This window comes from Caballeronia sp. LZ016 (genome assembly GCF_031450805.1).
In the GTDB taxonomy this organism is placed as follows: Bacteria; Pseudomonadota; Gammaproteobacteria; order Burkholderiales; family Burkholderiaceae; genus Caballeronia.
The window spans coordinates 2,297,160-2,322,487 of record NZ_JARTVY010000001.1 but is presented as its reverse complement, the minus strand read 5'-3'; the positions used below and the strand labels follow the sequence as shown (position 1 = coordinate 2,322,487).

The 25,328-nt window shown below is 65.0% G+C and carries 26 protein-coding genes; 21 read left to right on the top strand and 5 right to left on the bottom strand.

Annotated elements, in window-relative coordinates:
- Nucleotides 1–47: 47 nt before the first annotated feature.
- The 12 genes from P9220_RS11030 to P9220_RS10975 all read left to right on the top strand — a co-directional run bounded on the left by P9220_RS11030 (nt 48) and on the right by P9220_RS10975 (nt 12,922).
- Entirely contained in the window at nt 48–659 is a 612-nt protein-coding gene (locus P9220_RS11030; RefSeq protein WP_309764876.1) for a hypothetical protein, read from the top strand.
- The gene (locus P9220_RS11025) at nt 656–910 is read left to right on the top strand and encodes a hypothetical protein (protein WP_309764875.1); all 255 of its coding nucleotides are present in this window, start codon (nt 656–658) and stop codon (nt 908–910) included. Before P9220_RS11030 ends, P9220_RS11025 begins: the two co-directional genes overlap by 4 nt.
- Before the next feature lie 232 nt (nt 911–1,142).
- Nucleotides 1,143–1,295: a hypothetical protein gene (locus P9220_RS11020; protein WP_309764874.1), complete on the top strand. Its 153-nt coding sequence runs from the start codon at nt 1,143–1,145 to the stop codon at nt 1,293–1,295.
- A gap of 72 nt (nt 1,296–1,367) precedes the next feature.
- Nucleotides 1,368–3,452: a 3-hydroxyacyl-CoA dehydrogenase NAD-binding domain-containing protein gene (locus tag P9220_RS11015; RefSeq protein ID WP_309764873.1), complete on the top strand. Its 2,085-nt coding sequence runs from the start codon at nt 1,368–1,370 to the stop codon at nt 3,450–3,452.
- 10 nt (nt 3,453–3,462) lie between these two features.
- Complete coding sequence (gene pncA / locus P9220_RS11010) at nt 3,463–4,092, top strand: bifunctional nicotinamidase/pyrazinamidase (protein WP_309764872.1); 630 nt, start codon at nt 3,463–3,465, stop codon at nt 4,090–4,092.
- 60 nt (nt 4,093–4,152) lie between these two features.
- Nucleotides 4,153–4,455 carry a Dabb family protein gene (locus tag P9220_RS11005; RefSeq protein WP_309764871.1) on the top strand — a complete coding sequence of 101 codons (303 nt, stop codon included), beginning with the start codon at nt 4,153–4,155 and terminating at the stop codon, nt 4,453–4,455.
- Nucleotides 4,456–4,460: 5 nt separating this feature from the next.
- Complete coding sequence (locus P9220_RS11000; protein ID WP_309764870.1) at nt 4,461–4,946, top strand: PaaI family thioesterase; 486 nt, start codon at nt 4,461–4,463, stop codon at nt 4,944–4,946.
- 329 nt (nt 4,947–5,275) lie between these two features.
- Entirely contained in the window at nt 5,276–9,460 is a 4,185-nt protein-coding gene (locus P9220_RS10995; protein ID WP_309764869.1) for a CheR family methyltransferase, read from the top strand.
- Between the two features lie 235 nt (nt 9,461–9,695).
- Nucleotides 9,696–10,682: a chemotaxis protein CheB gene (locus P9220_RS10990; RefSeq protein ID WP_309764868.1), complete on the top strand. Its 987-nt coding sequence runs from the start codon at nt 9,696–9,698 to the stop codon at nt 10,680–10,682.
- Between the two features lie 112 nt (nt 10,683–10,794).
- Entirely contained in the window at nt 10,795–11,664 is an 870-nt protein-coding gene (locus P9220_RS10985; RefSeq protein WP_309764867.1) for an SDR family oxidoreductase, read from the top strand.
- A 44-nt stretch (nt 11,665–11,708) separates the two neighbouring features.
- Nucleotides 11,709–12,662: an alpha/beta hydrolase gene (locus P9220_RS10980; RefSeq protein ID WP_309764866.1), complete on the top strand. Its 954-nt coding sequence runs from the start codon at nt 11,709–11,711 to the stop codon at nt 12,660–12,662.
- A complete protein-coding gene (locus tag P9220_RS10975; protein ID WP_309764865.1) occupies nt 12,659–12,922 on the top strand; it encodes a hypothetical protein in 264 nt (87 codons plus the stop codon). The genes P9220_RS10980 and P9220_RS10975 overlap by 4 nt, the downstream gene beginning before the upstream one ends.
- A 13-nt stretch (nt 12,923–12,935) precedes the next feature.
- Here P9220_RS10975 and P9220_RS10970 read toward each other — a convergent pair whose 3' ends face one another.
- Together P9220_RS10970 and P9220_RS10965 are read right to left on the bottom strand one after the other, a co-directional pair.
- Complete coding sequence (locus P9220_RS10970) at nt 12,936–13,769, bottom strand: NRDE family protein (protein ID WP_309764864.1); 834 nt, start codon at nt 13,767–13,769, stop codon at nt 12,936–12,938.
- A gap of 6 nt (nt 13,770–13,775) precedes the next feature.
- Nucleotides 13,776–14,762 carry a folate-binding protein gene (locus P9220_RS10965; protein ID WP_309764863.1) on the bottom strand — a complete coding sequence of 329 codons (987 nt, stop codon included), beginning with the start codon at nt 14,760–14,762 and terminating at the stop codon, nt 13,776–13,778.
- 122 nt (nt 14,763–14,884) lie between these two features.
- Here P9220_RS10965 and mltG point away from each other — a divergent pair, with 122 nt between their 5' ends.
- The 9 genes from mltG to P9220_RS10920 all read left to right on the top strand — a co-directional run bounded on the left by mltG (nt 14,885) and on the right by P9220_RS10920 (nt 23,153).
- Complete coding sequence (mltG, locus tag P9220_RS10960; RefSeq protein ID WP_309764862.1) at nt 14,885–15,895, top strand: endolytic transglycosylase MltG; 1,011 nt, start codon at nt 14,885–14,887, stop codon at nt 15,893–15,895.
- Nucleotides 15,895–16,515: a dTMP kinase gene (tmk, locus tag P9220_RS10955; protein WP_309765467.1), complete on the top strand. Its 621-nt coding sequence runs from the start codon at nt 15,895–15,897 to the stop codon at nt 16,513–16,515. The genes mltG and tmk overlap by 1 nt, the downstream gene beginning before the upstream one ends.
- 15 nt (nt 16,516–16,530) lie before the next feature.
- Complete coding sequence (locus P9220_RS10950) at nt 16,531–17,556, top strand: DNA polymerase III subunit delta' (protein ID WP_309764861.1); 1,026 nt, start codon at nt 16,531–16,533, stop codon at nt 17,554–17,556.
- Between the two features lie 25 nt (nt 17,557–17,581).
- Entirely contained in the window at nt 17,582–18,112 is a 531-nt protein-coding gene (locus tag P9220_RS10945) for an N-acetyltransferase family protein (RefSeq protein WP_309764860.1), read from the top strand.
- Nucleotides 18,113–18,137: 25 nt separating this feature from the next.
- Nucleotides 18,138–18,932, top strand: a complete 795-nt coding sequence (locus P9220_RS10940; protein ID WP_309764859.1) for a TatD family hydrolase — start codon at nt 18,138–18,140, stop codon at nt 18,930–18,932.
- 65 nt (nt 18,933–18,997) lie between these two features.
- On the top strand, nt 18,998–19,747 hold the full coding sequence (locus tag P9220_RS10935; protein ID WP_404989539.1) for an ankyrin repeat domain-containing protein: 750 nt from the start codon (nt 18,998–19,000) through the stop codon (nt 19,745–19,747).
- 127 nt (nt 19,748–19,874) lie between these two features.
- A complete protein-coding gene (locus P9220_RS10930; RefSeq protein WP_309765465.1) occupies nt 19,875–20,231 on the top strand; it encodes a Rap1a/Tai family immunity protein in 357 nt (118 codons plus the stop codon).
- Between the two features lie 244 nt (nt 20,232–20,475).
- A complete protein-coding gene (gene otsA / locus P9220_RS10925; protein ID WP_309764858.1) occupies nt 20,476–21,861 on the top strand; it encodes an alpha,alpha-trehalose-phosphate synthase (UDP-forming) in 1,386 nt (461 codons plus the stop codon).
- A gap of 224 nt (nt 21,862–22,085) precedes the next feature.
- Nucleotides 22,086–23,153, top strand: a complete 1,068-nt coding sequence (locus tag P9220_RS10920; protein ID WP_309764857.1) for a glycosyltransferase family 4 protein — start codon at nt 22,086–22,088, stop codon at nt 23,151–23,153.
- An 84-nt stretch (nt 23,154–23,237) separates the two neighbouring features.
- Here P9220_RS10920 and P9220_RS10915 read toward each other — a convergent pair whose 3' ends face one another.
- The 3 genes from P9220_RS10915 to P9220_RS10905 form a co-directional block, all read right to left on the bottom strand.
- Nucleotides 23,238–23,828, bottom strand: coding sequence for a YSC84-related protein (locus P9220_RS10915; protein WP_309765464.1), 591 nt, complete (start codon nt 23,826–23,828; stop codon nt 23,238–23,240).
- Nucleotides 23,829–24,146: 318 nt separating this feature from the next.
- A complete protein-coding gene (locus tag P9220_RS10910) occupies nt 24,147–24,629 on the bottom strand; it encodes a hypothetical protein (protein ID WP_309764856.1) in 483 nt (160 codons plus the stop codon).
- Between the two features lie 223 nt (nt 24,630–24,852).
- Nucleotides 24,853–25,281: a PsiF family protein gene (locus tag P9220_RS10905; protein WP_309765463.1), complete on the bottom strand. Its 429-nt coding sequence runs from the start codon at nt 25,279–25,281 to the stop codon at nt 24,853–24,855.
- Nucleotides 25,282–25,328 lie beyond the last annotated feature (47 nt).

The window sequence follows — 25,328 nt, the reverse complement described above, 5'->3', positions numbered from 1 at the left end:
GCGACCATGTTGACCTCTTGGCGACACGCGAGGGGTCAGCAAGGACCATGCTCTATCTTCCACCGTATTTCGAACGCTTCGGCCTTTTCGCGACCAGCCGGCATTTCACTGAAGTCACACGCGATGAGCTCGCCGACATCGGACGGGCGATGGCGGCGGCGCGTGCGGCGTTTCTGGCGCACAGTCAGATAGTCTTTCTTTCGGCGTCCACCTCCGACTTACGGGCAGTGCTCGGGCGTATCGATTGTTGCCGCGGGCTGCGTGTCGAACTGCGCGAGCGCGGTGAGGTAATTCAGGCCGTGCTCGATGCGGTCAAACAGGGCAGATTGATCTTCGTGCCGAGACAGGACGAATTGCGGGCCTGTGTCGAGACGATCAGACAAGATATGCGGATATCGCCAGCCGTGACAGCAGCGCGCTCGTTGTCGGATGGAGCGCAAGCATTGCGGTATGGGCCAGCGACATCGCTCGGCGACGCAGTCAAGCTAGCGGCACGAGGTCTGTCCGATGCGGATGAAGCCGAATGCGATGCGATGTACGAGGCACGCATGACCTACTGCAATGCTTTGAGCAAGATGTATGGCGGTGACGCCCGCACTTATCTAACCTGCAAACAACGGGCGTTTGAAGCCTATCAAGCCTGCCGAGGATACCTATGATCGAACACTTCGTTGCCTACTATGATCCGGACAGTAAGACCTTCAAGACCGGATTCGTCGATTCCCGATTGCTGAAGGATGTAAGGATGAATCTGATGGCGGAACATGATGTGGGACCACAGCAGCCAATCGACGATGAATACGCGCGTCGGTTCGGCGGGAGCGCATTGCTCTGGTTTGCAACGCAATATCCGGAGCTGCGAGAGTTTCTGCAGATCACTGATGGGAAAGGTAATGCGATCACTTTGTAGACGGCCGAGAACCGCGTTGAGCATCGCTTGTCCGTATGACCGAATGCACGTGTGCAAGCATGGCGATGCCGACTTCCTGGCAACGTCGAAAACGATTCTTAGGCGCCAAGGCGTCTGACGGGAATGCGTCAGACGTATTCCGTGGTCTCACCTGTCTCGAAGACGAACAGATGTTATCGGTTCGCGAAGTCGAACCCGAAAGGAGCGGGCCGCTGTCGCAGGGAAGCTCGCGATGCCGATACTGGCGGACCAGTTCGAATTCAAGCTCGACGACGAATTCGCCCGGCGACCGGGCGTCGCGGTTTTCAATCTGATGGCTCGCGGACAGCCGGGGCTCAAACAGTTGATGAGGGCCACAGCCGAACCGCGCACACTGGAGGAATGAAGCTGCGCCCCCCTTGATTATTCCCCCCATCCGCCCACAATGCGCCATCGGCGTCACCCCAAGGAGCGATACATGCCCGTGCAGTACACCATCCGCGACAACGTCGCCGTCATCACGCTCGACAACCCGCCCGTCAACGGGCTCGGGCATTCGACGCGCCTTGGCATCGTCGAAGGCGTCGAGCGGGCGCGCGACGATGCGAACGTGGCCGCCGTCGTCATCATCGGCGCGGGAAAGGCGTTCTCGGGCGGCGCCGACATCACCGAATTCAACACGCCGAAAGCCACGCAGGAACCGACGCTCGCCACCGTCATCAAGGCCGTCGAGAACAGCGAAAAACCCGTGATCGCCGCCATACACGCCATCGCGATGGGCGGCGGCCTCGAACTCGCGCTCGGCGCGCATTACCGCGTCGCATCGCCCGGTGCGCAGATCGCGCTGCCCGAAGTCAAGCTCGGCCTCTTGCCCGGCGCGGGCGGCACGCAACGTCTGCCGCGTGCGGTCGGTCTCGAAACCGCGCTCGACATGATCGTGTCGGGCACGCCGGTCCGGTCGGAACAACTCGCGCAAACCGCGCTGTTCGACCAACTGGCAGAAGGCGATCTGCTCGATGCCGCCGTGCGCTTCGCCACGCGCGTAGCCGAAAAAGACGGCCCGCATCCGAAGGTCCGAGACCGCGCTATCGGGCACGCGAACGCCGACGGCGTCATCCGTCTTGCGCGTGAAAAGATCGCGCTCACCGCAAAGCATTTTCCGGCGCCGCACAAGTGCATCGACGCCATCGAACGCGGCGTGAAAGAAGGTTTCGAGCGCGGGCTCGCGTTCGAGCGCGAATGCTTTCTCGCGCTCGTGCAGACGCCCGAAAGCCGGGCCTTGCGGCACGCATTTTTCGCCGAGCGTGCGGCGGGCAAGATCGACGACGTGCCATCGAACACGCCGGTGCGGAAGATTGAGCGCGTCGGTGTCATCGGCGCGGGGACGATGGGCGGCGGCATCGCGATGAACTTCGTGGAGGCGGGCTTGCCGGTCGTGCTGCTCGACACCGATCGCGTCGCGCTCGACCGCGGCGTCGCCACGATTCGCCGCAACTTCGAAGCGCAAGCGAAGAAAGGCCGGCTCACGCACGAACTGGTCGAAGCCCGCATGCGGCTCATCACGCCGACGCTCGCCTGGGGCGATCTCGCAGAGGCCGATCTCATCGTCGAAGCGGTATTCGAAGACATCGGCGTGAAAGAGCGCGTGTTCCGTCAGCTCGATGACATCGCAAGACCCGGCGCGATCCTCGCATCGAACACGTCGACGCTCGATCTCGACCGGATCGCCGCCTTCACGAAGCGCCCGGGCGACGTCGTCGGCATGCACTTCTTCAGCCCCGCGAACGTGATGAAGCTGCTCGAAGTCGTGCGCGGCGCGAAGACGCAGAAAGACGTGCTCGCGACCGTGATGCAGCTCGCGAAGAAGATCCGGAAGACGGCGGTCGTCTCGGGCGTGTGCGACGGCTTCATCGGCAACCGGATGATCGAGCAATACGTTCGTCAGGCGCTTTTCATGCTCGAAGAAGGCGCGCTGCCCGCGCAGATCGATCGCGCCATCGAGCAGTTCGGCTTCGCGATGGGTCCGTTTCGCATGAGCGATCTCGCAGGCAACGACATCGGCTGGGCCATTCGCAAGCGGCGCTATCGCGATCAGCCGCAGATGCGTTATCCAGGGATCGCGGACCGGCTTTGCGAGGCCGGGCGCTTCGGGCAGAAGACCGGCGCGGGCTGGTACGACTATGCGGACGGCTCGCGAGACGCAAGACCATCGCCCATGATCGACGAGATGATCGTCGCGTATTCGAAGGAGCAGGGCGTCGAGCGGCGCAGTATCGGCGATGAAGAGATCGTCGAACGGCTCGTGTATGCGCTCGTCAACGAAGGCGCGAAGATTCTGGAGGAAGGCGTCGCGAGCAAGGCATCGGACGTCGACATCGTTTATTTGACCGGCTACGGTTTCCCGTTATGGCGCGGCGGCCCGATGTTTCACGCCGACGCAATCGGTCTGTCGAACGTCGAGCGCGCGATCCGCCGGTACGCCGGACAGCCCAACGGCGACGCGTGGCAGCCAGCCGCGCTCCTCATCCGACTCGCGGCCTCGAACGGCCGCTTCAACGCCTGATGCGACTGATATGAAACCTGTGGAAGATGTGCTTCTCGTCGTCGACGTGCAATACGACTTCATGCCCGGCGGCGCGCTCGCCGTCGCGCGTGGCGACGAAATCGTCCCGGTCATCAACCGGCTCGCGGGGGCGTTCTCGCACGTTGTGTTGACACAGGACTGGCATCCGGCGGCGCATGTATCGTTCGCGGCGAATCACGCGGGCCGCGCGCCGTTCGAGACGATCCCGATGCCCTATGGCGAACAGGTGCTGTGGCCGGCGCATTGCGTGCAGGGATCGCCGGGCGCGGCGCTGCATCGCGATCTCGATGTGCCGCACGCACGGCTGATCGTTCGCAAGGGCCATCACGAGAGCGTGGACAGTTATTCGGCGTTCCTCGAAGCGGACCGCACGACGCCCACGGGTCTCGCCGGTTATCTGCGCGATGTCGGGGCGAAGCGCATCTGGCTCGCGGGTCTCGCCACCGACTATTGCGTCGCGTGGTCCGCGCTCGATGCGCGCGCCGCCGGTTTCGAGGCCAGCGTGATCGACGACGCGTGCCGCGCCATCGACCTGAACGGCTCGCTCGACAAGGCATGGAGCGACATGCGGGCGGCGGGCGTCGCACGCATCCAGTCGGCGCATGTGAACGTGGCGTGAAGCGCCGCCGGCAACGAGGATTTGCTACGCTTCTGGCTTCGCCAGACAACAGGAGCCGCCGTGCTGCGTCACATCGTCATGTGGAAACTGAAAGACTTCGCAGAGGGCGCGGACCGCGCTGAGAATGCGCAGAAGCTGAAAGCGAAGCTCGAGACCTGCCGCAGCATCGTGAAGGGGCAAGGGCACTTCGAAGTCGGCACCGCGCAGCCGGGTTTCGATTGCACGTACGACGTCGTGCTCGTCTCCGATTTCGACGACAAAGCCTCGCTCGACGCCTATCAGAAGCATCCCCGGCATCTGGCCTTGAAGGACTTCGTGGCGGCGATTCGCGAAGCGCGCCAGTGCGTCGACTACGAAGTGTGACTGCGATGACCGATACTCGACATACCCGGAAAAGCCACGGCCCGGCGCTCGAAAGCCCGTTCATCGACATGCTCGGCGTGGAACTGGTCAAAGCCGTCGACGGCGAGGGCGAAGTGCGCCTGCCGCTCGGCGAGGCGCATCTGAACACGTGGGGCATCGCGCATGGCGGCGTGACCATGACCCTGCTCGACGCCGCGCTGGCCATCGCGGCGCGCAGCGTGGCAGGCGACGGCGTCGGCGTCGTGACCGTCGAAATGAAAGTGAACTTCATGCAGCCGGGGCGCGGCGAGTTGCGCGGTTACGGCCGCGTGCTGCACCGCTCCACGACGATGGCCTATTGCGAAGGCGAAATCCGTGACAGCGAAGGGCACTTCGTCGCAAAGGCGCTCGGGACCTTCAAGTACATGAAGCGGCTCGCGGTCGGGCGTGACGTCGTCAGGCAGAAGCTGCGTTCCGACCGCCAAGCCACGCCCGGACCGAGCGACGCCTGACGCGAACGCCCGGCGCCCGTTCATGCAATAAGCGTTTTGTTCCGGCCGCGCTTAACTACAATTCACTCACTTGCGCGCACGGCGCTCGCTTCGCGCTCGTTCGCCCTCCGAACCGGCGGGCGACGCACGACGGCGCGCAAAGGAATGACAACCCGTTTCGACCGCATCTAAGATAGTCGTATAACGAAAGATGCGCCGCTGGCAGGCGTTCGAAAAGGTAAGATCGCGCCGGGTCATGGAAACCGCAAGGGGCGCGCGAGCAGATGCGTCTCGCGCTGCGATTCGCCGATTACAGCACGCGGCAAGGACAGGAACGAGGAGAAGCACGTATGGCACGTCAGAACCCGCCGGGTCGCAAGGCAGAACCGGAGCGCGCGGTCGTTACGAGCGATCTGCCGTTCCCGGTAGTCGGCATCGGGGCGTCCGCCGGCGGTGTCGAGGCTTTGCAGACCTTCTTCGAACATGCGCCGACGACCATGAACATGGCGTTCGTGGTGATCCTGCATCTGGCGTCGGACAGGATCAGCCACCTGCACGACATCCTGCAGCGCACCACCGGCATGCCGGTGCATCAGGTCAGCTCCGCAATCGCCATCGAAAGCAATCACGTCTACGTGATCGCGCCCGGCAAGCAGCTCGAGATGTCCGACGGCTGCCTTCGCGTCAGCGGGCGCGATACTTCGAAATCCGCGCTGTTCACCATCGATCATTTCTTCCGGACGCTTGCCGATGCGCATGGCGCGCACGCCATCGGCGTCGTGCTGTCCGGGTCCGGCGCGGATGGTGCGTCGGGCCTGAGCCGCATCAGGGAAGCGGGCGGCATCACGCTCGCCCAGACACCGGACGATGCCGAATATCCCGAGATGCCGCGGCAGGCGATCGCGACGAACCACGTCGATATCGCGCTGCCCGCACCCGAGCTGCCGCAGCGCCTGCTCGACCTGTGGAACGACGCCCGGCTCATCCGTGCGCAGCAGATCGAAGCGCTGAGCGCGCCGCCGGACGCGCGCCGCTTAGCGAACGACGGCCCGGAGCGCGCGCTCGCCGATATCCTGATGCATCTGCGCGTGCGTACGGGCCACGACTTCCGGCCCTATAAGCGCGCCACCGTGTTGCGGCGTATCGAGCGACGCATGCAGGTGAACGGTCAGCGCGATCTGCTCGCGTATCGCGACTTCCTGCGCGCCAACGGCGAGGAAGCTACCGCCTTGCTGGCCGACATGCTCATCGGCGTCACCCAGTTCTTCCGCGATCGCGACGCGTTCGATTCGCTCGAGCGCGAAGTCATCGGCGGGCTTTTCAGCGAGCACACCGGCGGCGCGAACGAAACGCAGGTCCGCGTGTGGGTCGCGGGCTGCTCGACGGGCGAGGAAGCCTACTCGCTGTCGCTGCAACTGGCGCGCGCGCGCGATGCCGCGTCGTCGACCCGGACAATTCAGGTCTTCGCCACCGACATCGACGAAGTTGCGATCGTGCGTGCGCGAACCGGCAGGTATCCCGTGTCGATCGCGAGCGACGTGCCGCCGGACTTGCTGCAGCGGTATTTCGTGAAAGAGGGCGGTCACTACCAGATCGTCAAGGCGGTGCGCGAGCGCATCCTCTTTGCCGCGCACAGTCTGATGCGCGATCCGCCGTTCTCGCATCTCGACGTGATTTCCTGCCGCAACGTGCTGATCTATCTCGATCGCACGGTGCAGCGGCAGATTCTCGAATTGTTCCATTTCGCACTGCGGCCGAACGGCGTGCTTTTCCTCGGCACGGCGGAATCGGCCGACGCCGCCGACGATCTCTTCGCCGTCGTCGACAAGAAAAACCGCATCTATCGGGCGAAGGCAGTCGCCAATCGCGCGAAGCCGGCTGTCAACTTTCCGCCGCTTCACACGGGCGCGGCCAAGGTGGAGGAGCGCGCCGGCGCGTCGGCGATGCATCAGCCGCCGCCAAGCCCGGCGCAGCGCAGCTTCTCGTATGCGGAACTGCATCAGCGGGCGCTGGAGCAATACGCGCCGCCGAGCGTGGTCATCGATCGCGACTCGAACCTCGTTCATCTCTCCGATAACGCGGGCACGTTCCTGCGCCATACCGGCGGCGAGCTGACGAGCAACATCATCGCGCTGGTGCTGCCGGACTTGCGCCTCGAGTTGCGCACCGCGATTTTCCGCGCGCTACAAACGGGCACGAGCGTGGAGGCGCGCCGCGTCAAATGGCATCATGACTCGCGTGTGTCGTGGGTGAGCATGACGGTGCGGCCGTTCTTCGATCAGGTCGCGGGCGCGGAATTCCTGCTCGTCGTCTTCGATGAAGTCGCCGGCCACATGACGGACGACGAGCAGGCAGAAGGCGGCCAGGACCCGGTGCTGCTGCAGCTCGAACACGAGTTGCAGCACAGCCGCGAGCAGCTTGCGACGGTCATCGAGCAATACGAAACATCGGTCGAGGAGCTGAAGGCGTCGAACGAGGAATTGCAGGCGATCAACGAGGAACTGCGGTCGACCTCGGAGGAACTCGAAAGCAGCAAGGAAGAACTGCAGTCGGTCAACGAGGAGCTCACGACCGCGAACGCCGAGATGCAGGCGCGCATGGAGGACACCGCCAAGGCGAACGACGACCTGCATAACATCATCGCGTCGAGCGAGATCGCGACGGTCTTCGTCGACAAGGAAATCCGCGTGAAGCGCTTCACGCCCAGCGCGACGGCCATCTTCAAGCTGATCGATTCCGACCTCGGCCGCTCGCTTTTCGACATCACGCATTCGCTGCGCTACCCGACGCTCGCCGACGATGTCCGGCAGTCGTTCCAGTCGCTGCAGCTGACCGAGCGCGAGATCGAGAGCGAGACGGGGCGCTGGTATCTGATGCGCCTGTTGCCGTATCGCACGGCGGACGATCACATCGACGGCGCGGTGATCACGCTGATCGATGTGACGGCGCGTCATCAGGCCGAAGAAGCCGCGCGCACCAACGAGCAGCGGCTGCGGCTCGTCGCGCAGTCGACGAAGGACTACGCGATCATCGTGCAGGACAGCCAGGGTGCGATCGTAAGCTGGAACGCCGGCGCCGAACGCATCTTCGGCTATACCGAGAGCGAGGTGGCCGGACAGGACATCGCGTTCATCTACGAAGCGAACGACCGTCAGGCGATGGTGCCGGAAAGAGAGCGCGAGTCCGCGGCGAGGGACGGCCGCGCGGACGACGATCGGTGGCATGTGACCAAGGACGGTCGCCGCATCTTTTGCAGCGGCGTGGTGACGCCCATCGTCGACGCCTCGTTCACCGGCTTCGCGAAGATCGTCCGCGACCTGACCGAGCGCAAGCTGCGCGAAGACGCGAACCGTGAGGCGCTGCTCAAGGAACAGGCGGCGCGGGAACAGGCGTCGACTTCCAGCCAGATGAAGGACGAATTCATCGCGGTGCTGTCGCACGAGCTCAAGCACCCGCTCAATCTGATCGGCGTGAAGGCGGAAATCCTGCCCCGGCTGCCGCAGACGCGCGACATCGAAGCGGTGCGCGACGCCGCGTGGTGGATTCGCCAGGCGGTGCGCAGTCAGGCGCAGATCATCGACGACCTGCTCGACTGGTCGCGCATACAGACCGGCAAGCTGGCGCTGAACTTCAGCACCGTCGACCTGGCCGCGATCTTCGCGAACGTCGCGGATACGGTGGAACAGGACGCGCACGTGCGGGGCATCACGCTGACGACGAGCATTCCCGCGCGCCCGGCCACGACGATGGCCGACCCGACCCGTTGCGAGCAGATCATCTGGAACCTCGTATCGAACGCGATCAAGTTCACCGACCACGGCGGACGCATCGACTTGCGCCTGAGCCGCGACGGCCGCATGCATCGCATCGACGTGTCGGACAGCGGTCAGGGCATCGAACCGGAAACGTTGCCCTATATCTTCGACATGTTCCGCCAGGGCGTGCGCGATCGCTCGCGAAGCGGTCTGGGCATCGGCCTCGCGCTCGTCAAGCAACTGGCGGAAATGCAGGGCGGACGCGTGCAGGCGCGCTCGGACGGGCCCGGTCTCGGCGCGACCATGACCGTCTGGCTTCCGAGAATGGAAGACGAGAGCGCGTATCTCGAGCGTCGCGGCAAGGGCGGCGAGACGATTGCGGGCTTGCAGATTTTGCTTGTCGACGATGACCGCGAGTCGGTCGCTTCGCTGACGACGCTGCTGGAACTGGAGGGCGCGTCGGTGACGGGCGTGACGAGCGCGCCCGAAGCACTGGAACTGCAGGCGGAGCGAACCATCGACGTGGTGCTGTCCGATATCTCGTTGCCCGGCATGAACGGCTATGAACTCATGCGCCGCATGCGCGCGGACCCCCGATGGGCGAGCGTTTCCGCCATAGCCTTCACAGGACACAGCCGCGAGGAAGACGTGCAGGCCGCGAAAAACGCGGGATTCGACGCGCATCTGGCGAAGCCGCTCGACTTCAATCAATTGCTCGAAACGCTATGCACGGTTGTCGCGCGAGACGGCAGCCGTCCGCGAAGCGACAGCGCAGCATGAACAGCGAGGCCGCCGCTGCTCCCGGCAGCGGCCTCGCGCGCAGTCGTCATCGGGAGCGTCGGCCAGGCTGGACCAGTCACATGGCCGCCTCGTTGCCGACGCGATCGGCGATGCGTGCGACGCCATGCCGATTCACCTGCTCCCCGTACCGCGAGCCCCAAAGGCGACATGGACTCGTTCCGGAATGCGCAGATAACCGGCGCACGGATTGCTTCAAAGACCCAAAGGAGGGTCCATGGATCATCGAGACATTGTGGTCATCGCGGCATCCCGTGGCGCCATTCCAGTCCTGAAAAAACTGATCGCGGCGTTTCCAGCTGATTTTCCTGCGGCCGTGTGCATCGTGCTGCATATCGGCCGGCACAAGAGCGTGTTTCCCGAGATGCTGACTGAATGGGGCGTTTTGCCAGCCCGGCATCCCAAGTCAGGTGAGCGGCTCGAACGCCGGCAGATTTATGTGGCGCCGCCGGACCGGCACATGATATTGCTGGGCGGCAAAGTGCGTCTGCTCGACACGGCCGCGGAGAACTTCGCGCGGCCCGCAGCCGATCCGCTGTTCCGCTCGGCCGCGATGGAATTCGGTCCGCGCGTCGTGGGCGTCGTGCTGAGCGGCGATCTCGACGATGGCGCCGCCGGACTCGCCGCCGTGCGTGCGCGCGGCGGTTACTGCGTCGTGCAGGACCCCGCCGATTGCGAGGCGCCATCGATGCCGCGCAGCGCGCTGGCGGCGACGTCCGCCGATGCGGTGGTGAAAATCGACGAACTCGCGGGCGTGGTCGACGCTGCAGTGAGAGGCGCCAGGGGGCGCGAGGAGGTCCAAGTGAGTACCCGACCCGACCTGGACCGGGAAGTACAGATCGGCAACAAGGGCGTGGTCCCGCCGGAGGAACTGGACCAGATCGGCGAGCGTTCGGCGCTCACGTGCCCCAACTGTTCCGGCACGCTCTGGCGCATGCGCGACGAGCAGCCGCTTCGCTATCGTTGCCATACCGGTCACGCGTTCACGAGCCTGTCGCTCGAGGAGGGCAACGCGAAGCGCACCGAGGACGGCATCTGGAGCGCCATTCGCGCGGTTCACGAGCGCATCATCCTCGCGCAGGAACGGCGGCGCTGGGCGGAACACGCCGGCAGCGCCGACGATGTCGCGATCGAGCAGATCCGCATCGAAGAAAACGAGAAGCTCGCGGAACTGCTGCGCGAGGCCATCGGCATACAGGCGTGATGCCCGAACGCTCGGGATCGCCGGCGTGCGTGTCGCCGGCGAGGACGAGCTTCGCCGTCAGCCGCGATGATCGCGGCTTGTCCTGTCTGTGCGACAACACCCTGGAGAACGCTTGGATCGCTTCGAGAACAAGGTAGCCGTCATCACCGGCGCGGGCAGCGGTTTCGGCCGTGAATTCGCGCTCATGGGTGCGTCGCTCGGCATGAAGCTCGCACTCGCCGATATCGACGATGCCGCGCTCGCCGCCACCGTCGATGCCGTGCGCGCGCAAGGCGGGCAGGCGCTGGGCGTACGCACGGACGTATCCGATGCGAGCGAGGTCGATGCGCTCGCCCGCGCCACGCTCGATGCGTACGGCGGCGTGCATCTGCTTTTCAACAATGCGGGCGTCGGCGCAGGCGGCTTCGTCTGGGAGAACAGCCCGAAAGACTGGCAATGGGTGTTCGGCGTGAATGTGATGGGCGTCGCGAACGGCCTGCGCGCCTTCAAGCCGATCATGCTGGAGCAGGGCGAGCCCGCGCATATCGTCAATACGGCGTCGGTGGCGGGCTTGCTCGCCGCGCCCGCGATGGGCGTCTACAACGCGTCGAAGCATGCGGTGGTCGGGCTGACGGAGACGCTGTATCACGATCTGCGGCTCGCGCGTGCGCCGGTCGGCGTGTCCTTGCTGTGCCCGGCCTTCGTGCCGACGGGCATCGCGGATGCCGAACGCGCGCGCCCCGCGACGCTCGCCAACGATGCACCGCCGACGGCATCGCAGAAAATGGCGGCGCGGCAACTGACGCGGGCGGTGGAAGGCGGGCGGCTATCGTCGCGCGACGTTGCCGCGCTCACTTTCGACGCCGTGCGGGAAGGGCGCTTTTACGTCATCACGCATCCGAACATCATGTCGTCGATCCGGCTGCGCCTCGACGACATCGCGCAGTTGCGCAGCCCGACCGATCCGATGTCGTTGAGAAGGGAAGCGAATCGCTCGGACTAGGACGGTCGTGGCATCATCGTGCCCTTTGAACGCTTCTTTCTCCGATGCCGCTCAATCCCAAGATCGCGCAGATCCTCGAAATGGTCGCGCGCGCGAACCGTCCGCCGTATCACACGCTGACGCCGGCCGAAGCGCGCGCCGCCTATGCGATGAGCGCGCCGATTCTCGACATCGCGCCGCTGCCGATGCACAGCGTCGAAGACCTGCGGATCGCCACGCGCGACGGCAATGAAATCGGCGTGCGCGTCTATCATCCGGTCGCCCCGAGTTGGGCGGAGCCGGCGGCGGCGCTCCTGTATCTGCATGGCGGCGGCTTTACCGTCGGCAGCATCGCGACTCACGACGCCCTTTGCCGCACGCTCGCGCGCGATGCGGGCTGCGCGGTCGTATCGGTCGGTTACCGGCTCGCGCCCGAGCATCGTTTTCCTGTCGCCGTCGACGATGCCTTCGACGCACTTCAATGGCTCGCGCGCGAAGCGCCGCTTCTGGGCATCGATGCGGCGCGGCTCGCGATTGGCGGCGACAGTGCGGGCGGCACGCTTGCGACTGTCTGTGCGGTGCTGGCCCGCGATGCCGGCATCCCGCTGCGGCTGCAACTGCTGATCTATCCGGGCACGAGCGCGCGGCAGGATAGTGCGTCACACGCGCGGCTGGCCGAAGGGTATCTGCTGTCGGGGGAAACGATTCAATGGTTCTTCGCGCAATATCTGCGCGACGAGCGCGACCGCGACGACTGGCGTTTCGCACCGCTCGATGCAGCGGGCGGCCAGCCGGATTTCGCGGGCGTCGCGCCGGCTCGGATCGCGGCGGCCGACCACGATCCGCTCTACGACGAGGACATCGCATATGCCGCGAAGCTCGAAGCGGCCGGCGTGCGCGTGACGCTCGCGCGTTATGAAGGCATGATCCACGAGTTCTTCAAGATGGGCGGATTCGTGCCCGAAGTGGCGCGGGCGCACGCGGATGCGGTGACGGCGTTGAGGGCGGCGTTGGGGTGAATCGTCGCAAACACTGGTCGGGAAGCGGTTTCTCGCGGGACACCAAATACCGCAGGGCATTTGCCCTTCTGCTTCTCGCATTCGTCGCAGTCTTCAACGCGGTCAACCTTCTGGAAGCGTACGGCAGCGGCGCGCCGTACTACTCGCGCACCGCCAACATGGACAAATGGGTCGATCCAATGCCGCTTCTCGCCACCGTCGATTTACCCACCGCGTTGCTCCTGTTCTTCGCCTTCCGGACGCTCCAGCGCAAGCGATAAGCGCGGCCGCGAGCTACGCATCGATATCGAACTCGAACGCCCGCTCGAAGCTGCCCGGCCGCACGATGCGATGCGAGCCATCGTCATCGCTGCGTTCCTTGATCCGAATCGACATCCCGCGCGCCGTCGGCGTGACGCGCAGCGCCGTCGTGCTGCGCGTGCCGTATTCGGGCGTCTCGATGAACGCCGCCGACAGCACACGCTCGCGCTCGACCGATACGCCCGTCGACGGCAGCAGCGCATCGTCGGCGATACGCGGATCGCGCAGGGTATCGATCAGCACGTCGAGCGCCGGATGTTCATCGGCGTGAATCAGGTCGGCAAGCGCGTCACGTTGCGCGACGAGTTTCGGCCACGGCGTATTCAGCAAGCTGTTCGACAGGCCGTGCACGCCCGCCTCCAGCAGCGCGGGCGGCGCGTCGGCGCGGTTGCCGTACCAGCCCAGCTCGCGCCGCGTGAAATCGCCACAAAGCAGGTTGAACCCGTTATAGCGATGGCCGCGTGCCGCGACGCGCTCCAGATAATCCAGCGGCGCGACGCGTTCGCCCGCGAGGAACGCGCTGACCAGCGCGCCGCGCGTGGGCGCGTCCGCGCGCATCTCGGCAGGCGCGCGAAAGTTCGTCAGCGCGGCGAAACGGCCATCGCGGCTCACGCCGAGCCAGGTCCCGCCGCCCGTCAGATCGCGTCCCGCGAGCACGCCGGGGGTGTCGGTCCACCAGTGCATCGGCTCGGCGTCGCGGCGGAAGAACTCGTCGCGATTGGCGGCCAGCGTCAGCAAGGCGCGCTCGCCGGGCGTCCGCGCGTCGGCCTGCGCGTCCGGCTGCCAGTCGAAAACGATGAGGCACATACGCGCTCAGACGTCCGACGGAAACGCGTACGGCAGCGGCAGGAATTCGAGCGCGGGACCATCGGCGGAACCGACGTGCACCGCGCCGTCATCGAGCGCGGCCAGCTTGATCTCGACGAGACAATCGACCCCGCCGGTCTCCGACGGCGCCACGTTCACGACGAGCCCGCACGGCTGCCCCGGATCGGCGGAATGAAAAAGCTCCGCGCCGGGCGTCGCGGCTGCGGCGCGCGCCAGCGCGGTGCGCCGCTTGATCGTGCCGCGATACTGGCTGCGCGCGACCACTTCCTGCCCCGGATAGCAGCCTTTCTTGAAATTCACGCCGCCGAGCACGTCGAAATTGACCATCTGCGGGACGAACTGCTCGACCGTCGCCTGCGTGATGCGCGGCTCGCCCGCGTGGATGTCGAGCCAGTCCCAGAGCGCGGCGGGCGCACGGTGCAGCTTCTCGCCGAGGCTCGCGAGCCTGGCTTCGACATCGGCTTTCGGGCCGACCCACAGAAAGCGCGGGCGGCTGGCTGCATCCGGCACGCGGATCAGCGCGCCATGCGGGCCTTCCACCTTGACGTGAATGCCGTCGGGGAGCGCGTCGAAGATGCCGGACAGCGCCGCGCGAACATCGCCCGCGAAGCCTACGGCGGCGACGTCGGCCGTCGCGTCCGACAGCTTGGCCTTCGCGCGCAGCACGAACATCGACAGGCGCTTTTGCACGGGCGCCTGAATGTCGCCGGAAATCAGCAGGCGCACCGCGTCGGACGTGCGCCACATCAGGAACGAGCCGAGCAGGCGGCCCTTCGGCGAGCAATAGCCCGCAAGGCGCGCGGTGGATGCGTCGAGATGCTGCACGTCGTTCGTCAGTTGCGTGTGCAGGAAGGCGGCGGCGTCTTCGCCTTTGACGTCGACGACACCGAACTGCGTGAGCGGAATGAACACGCCCGCGGTCCGGACGGCTTCGAAATCGGCGGCGGCGAGGGAAGGAGTCTGGAGGGTCATTGTGTCGGGAAGAGTCGATGCCGGCGTAGCGGCGGGGCATCCGTGCAAGGTGATTCGGACGCGTCCGGCCTTCACGCAGGCGGGCAAGTTATTATATTGGTCTTACCCCAAGCGTGTTTCGCATGACCTTCCTGAAGAAATGCTTCGTGGCGATGGTGTTCGTCGCGATGCTCGCAGCAGCCGTCGCAGGCGGTGTGTTTTACTGGGCCAATCGGCCGATGACGCTTTCCCCCGCCGAACTCGACGTCACCATCAAGCCTCACAGCAGCCTGCGCAGCGTGAGCGCGCAACTGAACCGCGGCGGCGTGCCCGTCGAGCCCGAGCTTTTCGTGCTGATGACGCGCGTGCTCGGCCTGTCGGCGCAGCTCAAATCGGGCAACTATGCGTTCAAGAGCGGCGTGACGCCCTACGAAGTGCTGCAGAAAATCGCCCGCGGCGATGTGAACGAATACGTGGCGACGGTCATCGAAGGCTGGACGCTGCAGAAAATGCGCAGCGAGCTGGACGGCAATCCCGCGCTCGCGCACGATACCGCCGGCATGAGCGACATCGACATCCTGAGGGCGATCGGCGCGACCGAAGTCGACAAGATGTCCGCCGAGGGGCTTTTCTTCCCGGACACCTATCTATTCGACAAGGGCACGAGCGATCTCGCCGTCTACAAGCGCGCCTACCGCACGATGCAGCGCCGCCTCGCCGAAGCGTGGAGCACGCGCGCGCCCAACCTGCCTTACAAGACGCCGTATGACGCGCTGATCATGGCGTCGATCGTCGAGAAAGAGACGGGGCGCGCGGCGGACCGGCCGCTCGTCGCAGCCGTATTTGCGAACCGGCTGCGCATCGGCATGCCGCTGCAGACGGACCCGACTGTAATCTACGGCCTCGGCCCGGCGTACGGCGGTCGTCTGAAGAAAAAAGACCTGCAAACGGACACTCCGTACAATACCTACACGCGCATGGGCCTGCCGCCGACGCCGATCGCGCTACCGGGCGTGGCCGCGCTGAACGCCACGCTGAATCCCGCGACGAGCAGCGCGCTGTATTTCGTGTCGCGCGGCGACGGCAGCAGCTTCTTTTCCGACAATCTGGGCGACCACAACAGGGCCGTCGACAAGTACATCCGGGGTCAATGATGGCGCGTGGCAAGTTCATTACGTTCGAAGGCATCGACGGCGCGGGCAAGACCACGCATCTCGACTGGTTCCGCCAGCGGCTCGACGAGCGAATCGCCGCGAGCGGCCGCCATGTCGTGATGACGCGCGAGCCGGGCGGCACCGCGCTCGGCGAAACCTTGCGCGGTATCCTGCTCAGCCAGCCGATGGACCTCGAAACCGAAGCGCTCCTGATGTTCGCATCGCGCCGCGAGCACCTCGCGCAAGTCATCGAGCCGGCGCTCGCACGCGGCGACTGGGTGCTGTCGGACCGCTTCTCGGACGCGACGTTCGCCTATCAGGGCGGCGGGCGCGGCCTGCCGCGCGACAAGCTGGAGGCGCTGGAGCGCTGGGTGCAGGGCGGTTTTCATCCCGACCTGACCGTGCTCTTCGACGTGCCGACCGATACCGCGAGCGAACGCCGCTCGGCCGCCCGCGCGCCCGACAAGTTCGAAAGCGAGTCGGAGGCGTTCTTCGAGCGCACGCGCGCCGAATATTTGCGACGCGCGGCGGAGTCGCCGGAGCGCTTCGTGATCGTCGATTCGACCGAGCCGATCGATACCATCCGCAAGCGGCTGGAAGACGTCGTCGCCGGACTCTGACTTTATTACGCACCGATGATCTATCCCTGGCAAAGCGACGACTGGCAACGCATCCAGCAGCTCCGCGCACACTGGCCGCACGCGCTGTTGCTGCACGGCGAAGCGGGCATCGGCAAGCTGCATCTCGCGCAGCATCTCGCGCAGGGCCTCTTGTGCGAGACGCCGGCCGCGAACGGCGAGCCGTGCGGCGCGTGTCCGGCATGTCTGTGGTTCTCGCAGGGCAATCACCCGGACTACCGCGCCGTGCTGCCCGAGGCGCTCGCGGGCCTCGCCGGCGACGATGCATCCGCCGATAAATCCGACGACGGCGACAGCAAGAAGTCCCGCGCGCCGAGCAAGGAAATCAAGATCGAGCAGGTGAGGGCGCTGCTCGACTTCTGCGGCGTCGGCTCGCATCGCGGGGGCTTGCGTGTCGTGCTGCTTTATCCCGCCGAGGCGCTGAACGTCGCGGCGGCGAACGCGCTTCTCAAGACGCTCGAAGAACCGCCGTCGGGCGTCGTGTTTCTGCTGGTGTCGGCGCGCATCGACAGGCTGTTGCCGACCATCATCAGCCGATGCCGTCAATGGCCGATGAGCGTCCCCAATGCCGGCGACGCCCGCGCGTGGCTCGCCGCACAAGGCATCGACGATGCCGCCGCGCTGCTCGCCGAAGCAGGCGGCGCGCCGCTTGCCGCGCTTGCGCTCGCGAGCGGCGAAAACCGTGCGCTGCGTGACTTCACGCTCGCGCAACTGGCGGCCGGCCCGAATTGCGACGCCTTCGCGTGCGGTGAAAACCTGCAGAAACTGCCCGTGCCGATGGTGCTCGGCTGGCTGCAACGCTGGCTTTACGATCTGCTCGCTCAGCGCACCGCAGGCCGGCCGCGCTATTTCCCCGGCGCGCGCAAAGCGCTCGACCGCTGCGCGCAAGGCGCCGATCCGGCCGCGCTCGCGCGCTACATCAAGGCGGTCACGCGCCAGCGCGCGGTGGAGAATCATCCGCTGAACGCGCGGCTCGTGTTCGAAGAACTGTTCCTCGGCTATCGCGCAATTTTCGCCCACTGACTCCTGCATCTTCCGACCCACGCCCATGAGCCTCACGTATCGCGACGCCACGCTCGACGACCTGCCTGCCATCGTCGCCATCTACAATTCGACGATCGCCTCGCGCCAGGTGACGGCGGACCTCGACCCGGTCAGCATCGAAAGCCGGCTCGCCTGGTTTCACTCGCACGGGCCGCACGCCCGGCCGCTGTGGGTCGTCGAAGAGGGCGGCGAGGTCATCGCGTGGCTGAGCTTTTCCGACTTCTATGGCCGGCCCGCCTATGCGCGAACCGTCGAAGTCAGCATCTATCTGCATGAACGCGCGCGCGGCAAGGGCCTCGGCAAGAAGCTGCTGCAGGAAGCACTCGACCGGGCGCCGTCGCTGGGCGTGGATACCGTGCTCGGCTTCGTTTTCGGACACAACGAAGCGAGCATGCGGCTCTTCGCGAGCTTCGGCTTCACCGCGTGGGGGAGGCTGCCGCGCGTCGCGATGCTCGATGGCGTCGAGCGCGATCTCGTCATTCTCGGGTTGCGGCTCGACGGTTCGGAAAAGCCTGCAATCGCCGCAGCGGCCTGAGGGCACTCGAAGGAAAGGAGCACGGATGTTCGTCGATTCTCACTGTCACATCAATTTCGAAGGCCTCGCCGACCGTCTGCCCGACGTGCTCGACAAGATGCGCGAGCACGCCGTCACGCATGCCCTCTGCGTATCCGTCGATCTGGAAACGCTGCCCTCGGTACTTGCAATCGCCGAGCAGCACGAGAACGTCTATGCGTCGGTCGGCGTTCATCCCGATCACGAGGACATGAGGGAACCGAGCGTTGCCGAACTCGTCGAACTCGCGGCGCATCCGAAGGTGTGCGCGATCGGCGAGACCGGGCTCGACTACTACCGGCTGGAAGGGCGCAGCATCGCCGACATGGAATGGCAGCGCGAACGCTTTCGCACGCACATTCGCGCCGCGCACGCGACGGGCAAGCCGCTCATCATCCACACGCGGTCGTCGTCGGGAGATACGCTGCGCATCATGGAAGAGGAGCGCGCGAGCGTGCCGGGCGGCGTCATGCACTGCTTCACCGAGCCCTGGGACGTCGCGCAAGCCGCGCTCGCGCAGGGCTTTCATATCTCGCTGTCCGGCATCGTCACGTTCAAGAAGGCGACCGACGTGCAGGACGTCGCGCGGCGCGTGCCGCTCGAGCGGCTGCTGATCGAAACCGATTCGCCATATCTGGCGCCGGTGCCGTATCGCGGCAAGCCGAATGAACCTGCTTACGTGAGCTATGTCGGACGCTTCATCGCGCAGTTGCGCGAAGAGACGGATGAAGCGGTCGCGCAGGCCACCACCGAGAATTTTTTCCGGCTATTCAAGATTGCCCGGCCGACGGCTTCGGCCTGAACGTCCCCAGGCTCCGGGTCGGGAGCGCGGTAATTCCCCTGTATCAAGCAATGCGAAGGTCCACCATGAACAATTCCCCGATGATTTCCACTCAGTCCACGACGAACGGCGCGAAGCGTGCGGCGAAGCGCTCGACAATGCGCGGACTCCTTGCAGGCGCGCTCGTCGCGGCGTGCGCGTGTGCGCAGCCCGTGTGGGCAGCGTCCGTGGACTCGCTCATCAAGGCAGTGAAATTCGACGATGTGTCGGCGGTCAGGAAACAACTCGCGCAGGGCGCGGACCCGAATACGGTCGACAACACCGGCGCGCCGATCCTCGTCATCGCGGCGCGGGAGAAGTCGGATAAAGTCGGCCAGCTTCTTGCCGATAACCCGAACATCGACCTCGAAAAAGTCGATCCGGCCGGCGAGAACGCGATGATGCTCGCGGCGCTCAACGGCGACGCAACCTTCGTCAACCTGCTGATCGCGAAGGAAGCGGAAGTCAACAAGAAGGGCTGGACGCCGCTGCATTACGCGGCGACCAACGGACACGACGATATCGTCAAGATTCTGCTCGACCATTCAGCGTATATCGACGCGGGATCGCCTAACGGCACGACACCGCTGATGATGGCCGCCCGCGGCGGGCATCTGTCGACGTGCAAGCTGCTGCTCGATGAAGGCGCGGACTTGCGCGTGAAGAATCAACTCGGCATGACGGCCGTGGATTTCGCGCGCAAGTACAACGAGCGCGATGTCGCGGAAGGCCTGCAGGCGCGCCTCGACGCCATGCAGGGCGGCGCTCCGCAAAGCGGCGCAAATGGGTCAAAATAACGCGCACGACGCGCCGTACCGTCACGCCGACATGAATCCGGGCAACGCCGGGCAAGGGCGCTCGGGCCTGATGCGGGCCCTGACAGCTTTCGCCCGTCAAGCCGCCGCTCAACATAAAAGGAAGATCATGCTGCGGGAATTCGTCATTGCCTGTGCCCTTGCAACGCCGGTTTGCGCGTTCGCATTCACCGGCCACGATCTCAACACGCTCTGTACCAAGACCGATCCCAACTCGCGTACGGCCTGCGCCGCGTATATCGAAGGCGCGGCAGACGGCATCTACAACACGATCGAAGCGATCGGCGGGACCACCGGGCCGCAGGTCGGCCAGTATTTCTGCCTGCCCGCCGACGTGAAGCCGCAACAGTTGACGGATGCGGTGCGCAAGTACATCGCCGACAACCCCGACAAGGCGGCGTTCAACGCGACTACGATGGTCTCGCTGGGGCTGGGCAAAGCGTTTCCGTGCAAGGCGGAGCGTTGAGATTTCGCTGATCGGTCAGGCGGCGAGGCCGTTCGCCGGCTGACCGCCGCCTGACGGTTGCATCATTGTTTGCAGGGAGTCCCGCGGGCCGGGCCGTCCCACGCCGCCCACGGTCTCTTCTTTCCCTTCGTTGAATGCGCGCCGCGCCCCGCGTTGAAACCCGCACGCCGTTTGCTAGTCGAAAAATCGGAAACGGGGCCGTGACGCGCCCCGCATCGGACAATAAAACGCAAGAGGAATGCATATGAGCCGTCTCGTCGTCGTATCCAACCGGGTCGCCACGCCGACCGAAACCAAGGGCTCCGCCGGCGGCCTCGCCGTGGGCGTCTTCGGCGCGCTGAAGGACAGCGGCGGCGTCTGGTTCGGGTGGAGCGGAGACGTGGTGAGCGAGACCATCGCGAATCAGGGGCCGTCGCTCGAACAGGACGGCGCGGTCACGTTCGCCACCGTCGGCTTGCCGAAGAAGGACTACGACCAGTATTACCGCGGATTCTCGAACGCGATGCTGTGGCCGGTCTTCCACTACCGCAACGATCTCGCCGTCTACGACCGCGACGAGTACGCCGGCTACCGGCGCGTGAACTCCTGGCTCGCGCACAAGCTCATCAAGCTGCTGCAGCCCGACGATGTCATCTGGGTGCACGACTATCATCTGATCCCGTTCGCCGAAGCGCTGCGCAGCGCGGGCATCCCGAACCGCATCGGCTTCTTTCTGCACATCCCGTTTCCGTCGCCGCAGATTCTGTTGAACATTCCGCCGCACGAGGAACTCGTGCGGTCCCTGTGCTGCTATGACGTCGTCGGCTTCCAGACCGAAGGCGATCAGATCGCGTTCCACGACTACATCGTGCGGCACGCGCACGGCAAGGCGAGCAGCGACGGGCAGGTGGAAGCGTTCGGGCGCAAGCTCCGGACGGGCGTGTATCGCATCGGCGTGTTTCCGGACGAGATCGCGGAACAGGCGCAGCGCGGCGAGGCGCGGCAGGACGTGATGGACCTGAAGCAAAGCCTCGAGGGCCGCAAGCTCATCATGAGCGTGGACCGGCTCGATTATTCGAAAGGACTCGTCGAGCGCTTTCGCGCGTTCGAGCATTTTCTGGAGAAATCGCCGGAGTGGCGCGGCAATGTAACGCTCGTGCAGATCGCGCCGCCGACGCGCTCGGACGTCGAAACGTATCAGCAGATCCGGCAGAACCTCGAATACGAAGCAGGGCGCATCAACGGACGCTTTTCCGGCCTCGACTACACGCCGATTCGCTATCTGAATCAGCGATACGACCGCTGGAAGCTGATGTCGCTGTTTCGCGAATCGCAGATCGGGCTCGTCACGCCGCTGCGCGACGGCATGAATCTCGTCGCGAAGGAATATGTCGCCGCGCAGAATCCGGACGATCCGGGCGTGCTGGTGCTGTCGCAATTCGCGGGGGCGGCGGGCGAGCTGTCCGGCGCGGTGATGGTCAATCCGCACGATGTCGTCGGCATGAGCGACGCCCTCGCGCGCTCGCTCGCCATGCCGCTCGCCGAGCGGCAGCAACGCTATCACGCCAACATGGCCGCGTTGCGCAAGTTCGACCTGGGCGTCTGGCGCGACACTTTCCTCGCCGATTTGCGCGACGTGCCGCGCAAGTAACGCGATCGCGAAACGGGTGTTTCGCGTCTGTAACAACGCCTCGAAAGTGCAAGGAAGCGGCGTTTGGCCGCCGTTCGCCCGCGATAATGAGCCATCGCGCCGAATCGACGCCTAGGGCAAAACCTCGTTAGTCCGGCTTACACCCTGCTGTCATACTCGATGCGCGTGGCAGGAAAGCCGGGCGTCCACGCCCGGCACACGTCGAAAACGCATGGAGACGAACGATGAGAATTGCCCAGATCGCCCCGCTGACCGAATCGGTGCCGCCGAAGCTCTATGGCGGCACGGAGCGTGTCGTGTCGTATCTGACCGAAGCGCTTGTCGAACTGGGGCATGAAGTGACGCTGTTCGCAACCGGCGATTCCCAGACGACCGCGAAGCTGGAAGCGGTCTGGCCGCGCGCACTGCGGCTCGACCCTGCGATTCGCGACCGCATCGCGCCGCACATGCTGCTGATGGAAATGGTGCGACGCCGGGCCGAAGAGTTCGACGTCCTGCATTTTCACATGGACTATTACTCGTTCTCGCTCTTCAACCGCCAGGAAACGCCGTTCGTCACGACGATGCACGGGCGGCTCGATCTCCCGGAGCAGCAGCCGGTGTTCGACACGTTCAACACCGCGCCGGTCGTGTCCATTTCGGATGCGCAGCGGCATCCGCTGCCGCAGGCGAAGTGGGTGTCGACGGTTTATCACGGGCTACCGGAAAAGCTTTACGTGCCGCAGCCGGTCGAGCACAAGTATCTGGCGTTTCTCGGACGGATTTCGCCTGAGAAGCGCGTCGATACGGCGATTCGCATTGCCGGCCGCTGCGGTCTGCCGATCAGGATCGCCGCCAAGGTCGATGCCGCCGATCACGAGTACTTCGAGCGTGAGATCGCGCCGCTTTTGAAGCTGCCGTATGTCGAATACATCGGCGAAATCAACGACAGCCAGAAAGCCGACTTCCTCTCGGGCGCGCTCGCGTTGCTGTTTCCGATCGACTGGCCGGAGCCGTTCGGGCTCGCGATGATCGAAGCGATGGCCTGCGGGACGCCCGTCATCGCATTCAATCGAGGCGCGGTGCCGGAGGTGGTGGACGAGGGCGTGTCGGGCTTTATCGTCGAGGACGAGATCGGCGCGGTCGCGGCGGTGAACCGGCTGCATACGCTGCCGCGCGAGGGCGTGCGCCGGCGTTTCGAGGAGCGCTTCACGTCGCACCGGATGGCGCGGCAGTATCTCGATGCGTATCGGGCCGTGGTGCGCGCGCAGAAGCGGTCGAAGTTCAAGCTGATCGATAGCGCGACGACCTGAAACAAAAAAACCGCCGTGTGGCGCGACCCTCGCGTCGCGCCACACGGCGGTCATGCTTCGTGCCGTGAACGAATCGGGCGCCCGTTACATCTTGAGGCGCGTCACCTTCGTGCCCTGCAGCGACACATCGGCCATCAGGCCCGCGTTGGTCAGCACGAATGCTTCGACCGGCGCGGTGGCGGTGGTCGTATCGACAGCGCCGTTCGCACCCATCTTCACGAGCGCAACCGATGCATCCACGCCTGCGGCCCAGCCGTCCGAATTGCGGAATTTGTCGAGCGAGTCCTGCGTCATGAACAGGAAGATGATGGCCTTCGATTGCGCGCCGGCTTGCAGGCCGAACGAGCCCGACGTCGTGCTGTAATAGCCGACGGTGCTGCCGCCCACACGCAGCGAACCCTTGCCGTATTGCGCGCCGACGATGAAGCCGGCCTGAATCACCGACGGGAAGACGAGAATGCCGCGCGACTTCGCCACCAGTTCGCGCGAGCCGCGAACCGTCGTGTAAAGACGCTGGATGGTGCCGTCGACGTCGGCGTCGATGGCGCGGCGGTCGTCAGCCGTGCCGGCGGCTTTTTCAGCGCCCGTGTTCGAGTTGGTCGTGCAACCGGCAAGCGCGAGGCCTCCCAGCGCCAACACGGCCGTCGACTTGAGCATGAAGTTTCGTCTTTGCATCATTGTTCTCCATCGTGGAATTAGGAAACCCCATAGAGCGGGAGGGTGAGGCACGCCAAGTTATAGCACAGCGGCAACGAAACGCGAGACCCGGGCGACGCGCCCAAGCCACACGAAGCGGACATCGGCGATCTCCATTCATTGCATGACGCCAGCGGCAAAACGTCAAGTTTTCCGAACGTTATCTGAAAGCTGGCCGGTCACGTGGCCAATTTGCCGCGGCGTCATATCCGCCATGCACCCATTGCGCCGCATCCTTTTGCGCGTGTTACAGGAACGCCGCCGTTGCCAGTAGCAACGACCGTACCCGGCGCACGCTCAAGGATGGCCCGTCGTTTTTACTTCCGTCGGATGAGTCGATGCAACGGCGCGCGACGCCTGTGTGGGACGTCTCAACGCACGCCGGATAGCGCCTATCGTCATTCCGACGACGAGCAGAAACGCTGCGGGCGTCACCCAGTAGCCGACGAACGCATGCCAGAGATAATCGGCGAGCGTCGCCTTGCGATGCGCGTATTCGTCGAGCGCTTCCTGATGCTTCGGCGCATTGGCGATGAGCACGGCGTCCGGACAGCCGGCGGCGCGCGCCTCGTCCGGATTGCCGTGACAGCGGACCGCGGCGCCTGCCGCGCGCTCTGCATCGGTCAACTCCCACGTGGCAAGCGACCTCTGAAGATCGACCCGGTTGTAGGCCATCTCCTCGCGCGCCTCGTTGACCGCGACGATCATCACGGGCACCGCCCAGAAGGTGATGATCATGAGCCATCGGCGGAACCAGCGGTTCTTGTGCTTCCATGCCATCCGTGCCTCCTTGCGAAGCAGAAACGCTGCGCTAGACGAACGGCGGCCGATGGCGTATTTCTTGTATTGTCGAGGGGCCGCCTTCGCGCCATCTTAGGAGAAAAAGACGGCGGCGCGAATCACTTGCTTGGTTGCAGTGCAATATCGGCCGGCATGCAGGGAAAGGAACGCAGGGAAGGAAGGTGGCCGCGCGCGAACGGCGCGGCCGAATGGTGAAGGGTGCTTAGCCCTTGTTGCTCAGACAGCTTTTCATGAAGGCCTTGCGATCGTCGCCGGTCTTGCCGCTCGCCTGGGTGTTGCACGCCGTCATGCGCTGCTGCTGGGTCATCGGCTCGGAAGCGGCCGCAGCCGGGGCAGTGGACAGGCAGCTCTTCATGAACGCCTTGCGGTCGTCGCCCTTCTTGCCGGATGCCTGCGCATTGCACGCCGTCATGCGCTGCTGCTGCGTCAGCGGTGCGGAAGCTTCGGCAGGCGCCGCTGCAGCCGGAGTCGCCGACAGACAGCTCTTCATGAAGGCCTTGCGGTCATCGCCTTTCTTGTCGGCCGCCTGCTTGTTGCATTCGCTCATCTTCGATTGCTGGCTGTTGGCCGCGAAAGCCGTATTCGCGCCGAGCGTGAGACTCAGCACGGCGATGAGCGCAGTAGCTCGCATGTTCATGGGGACGCTCCCTGAGTAAGTGAATTCTTTTGTTAGGACAG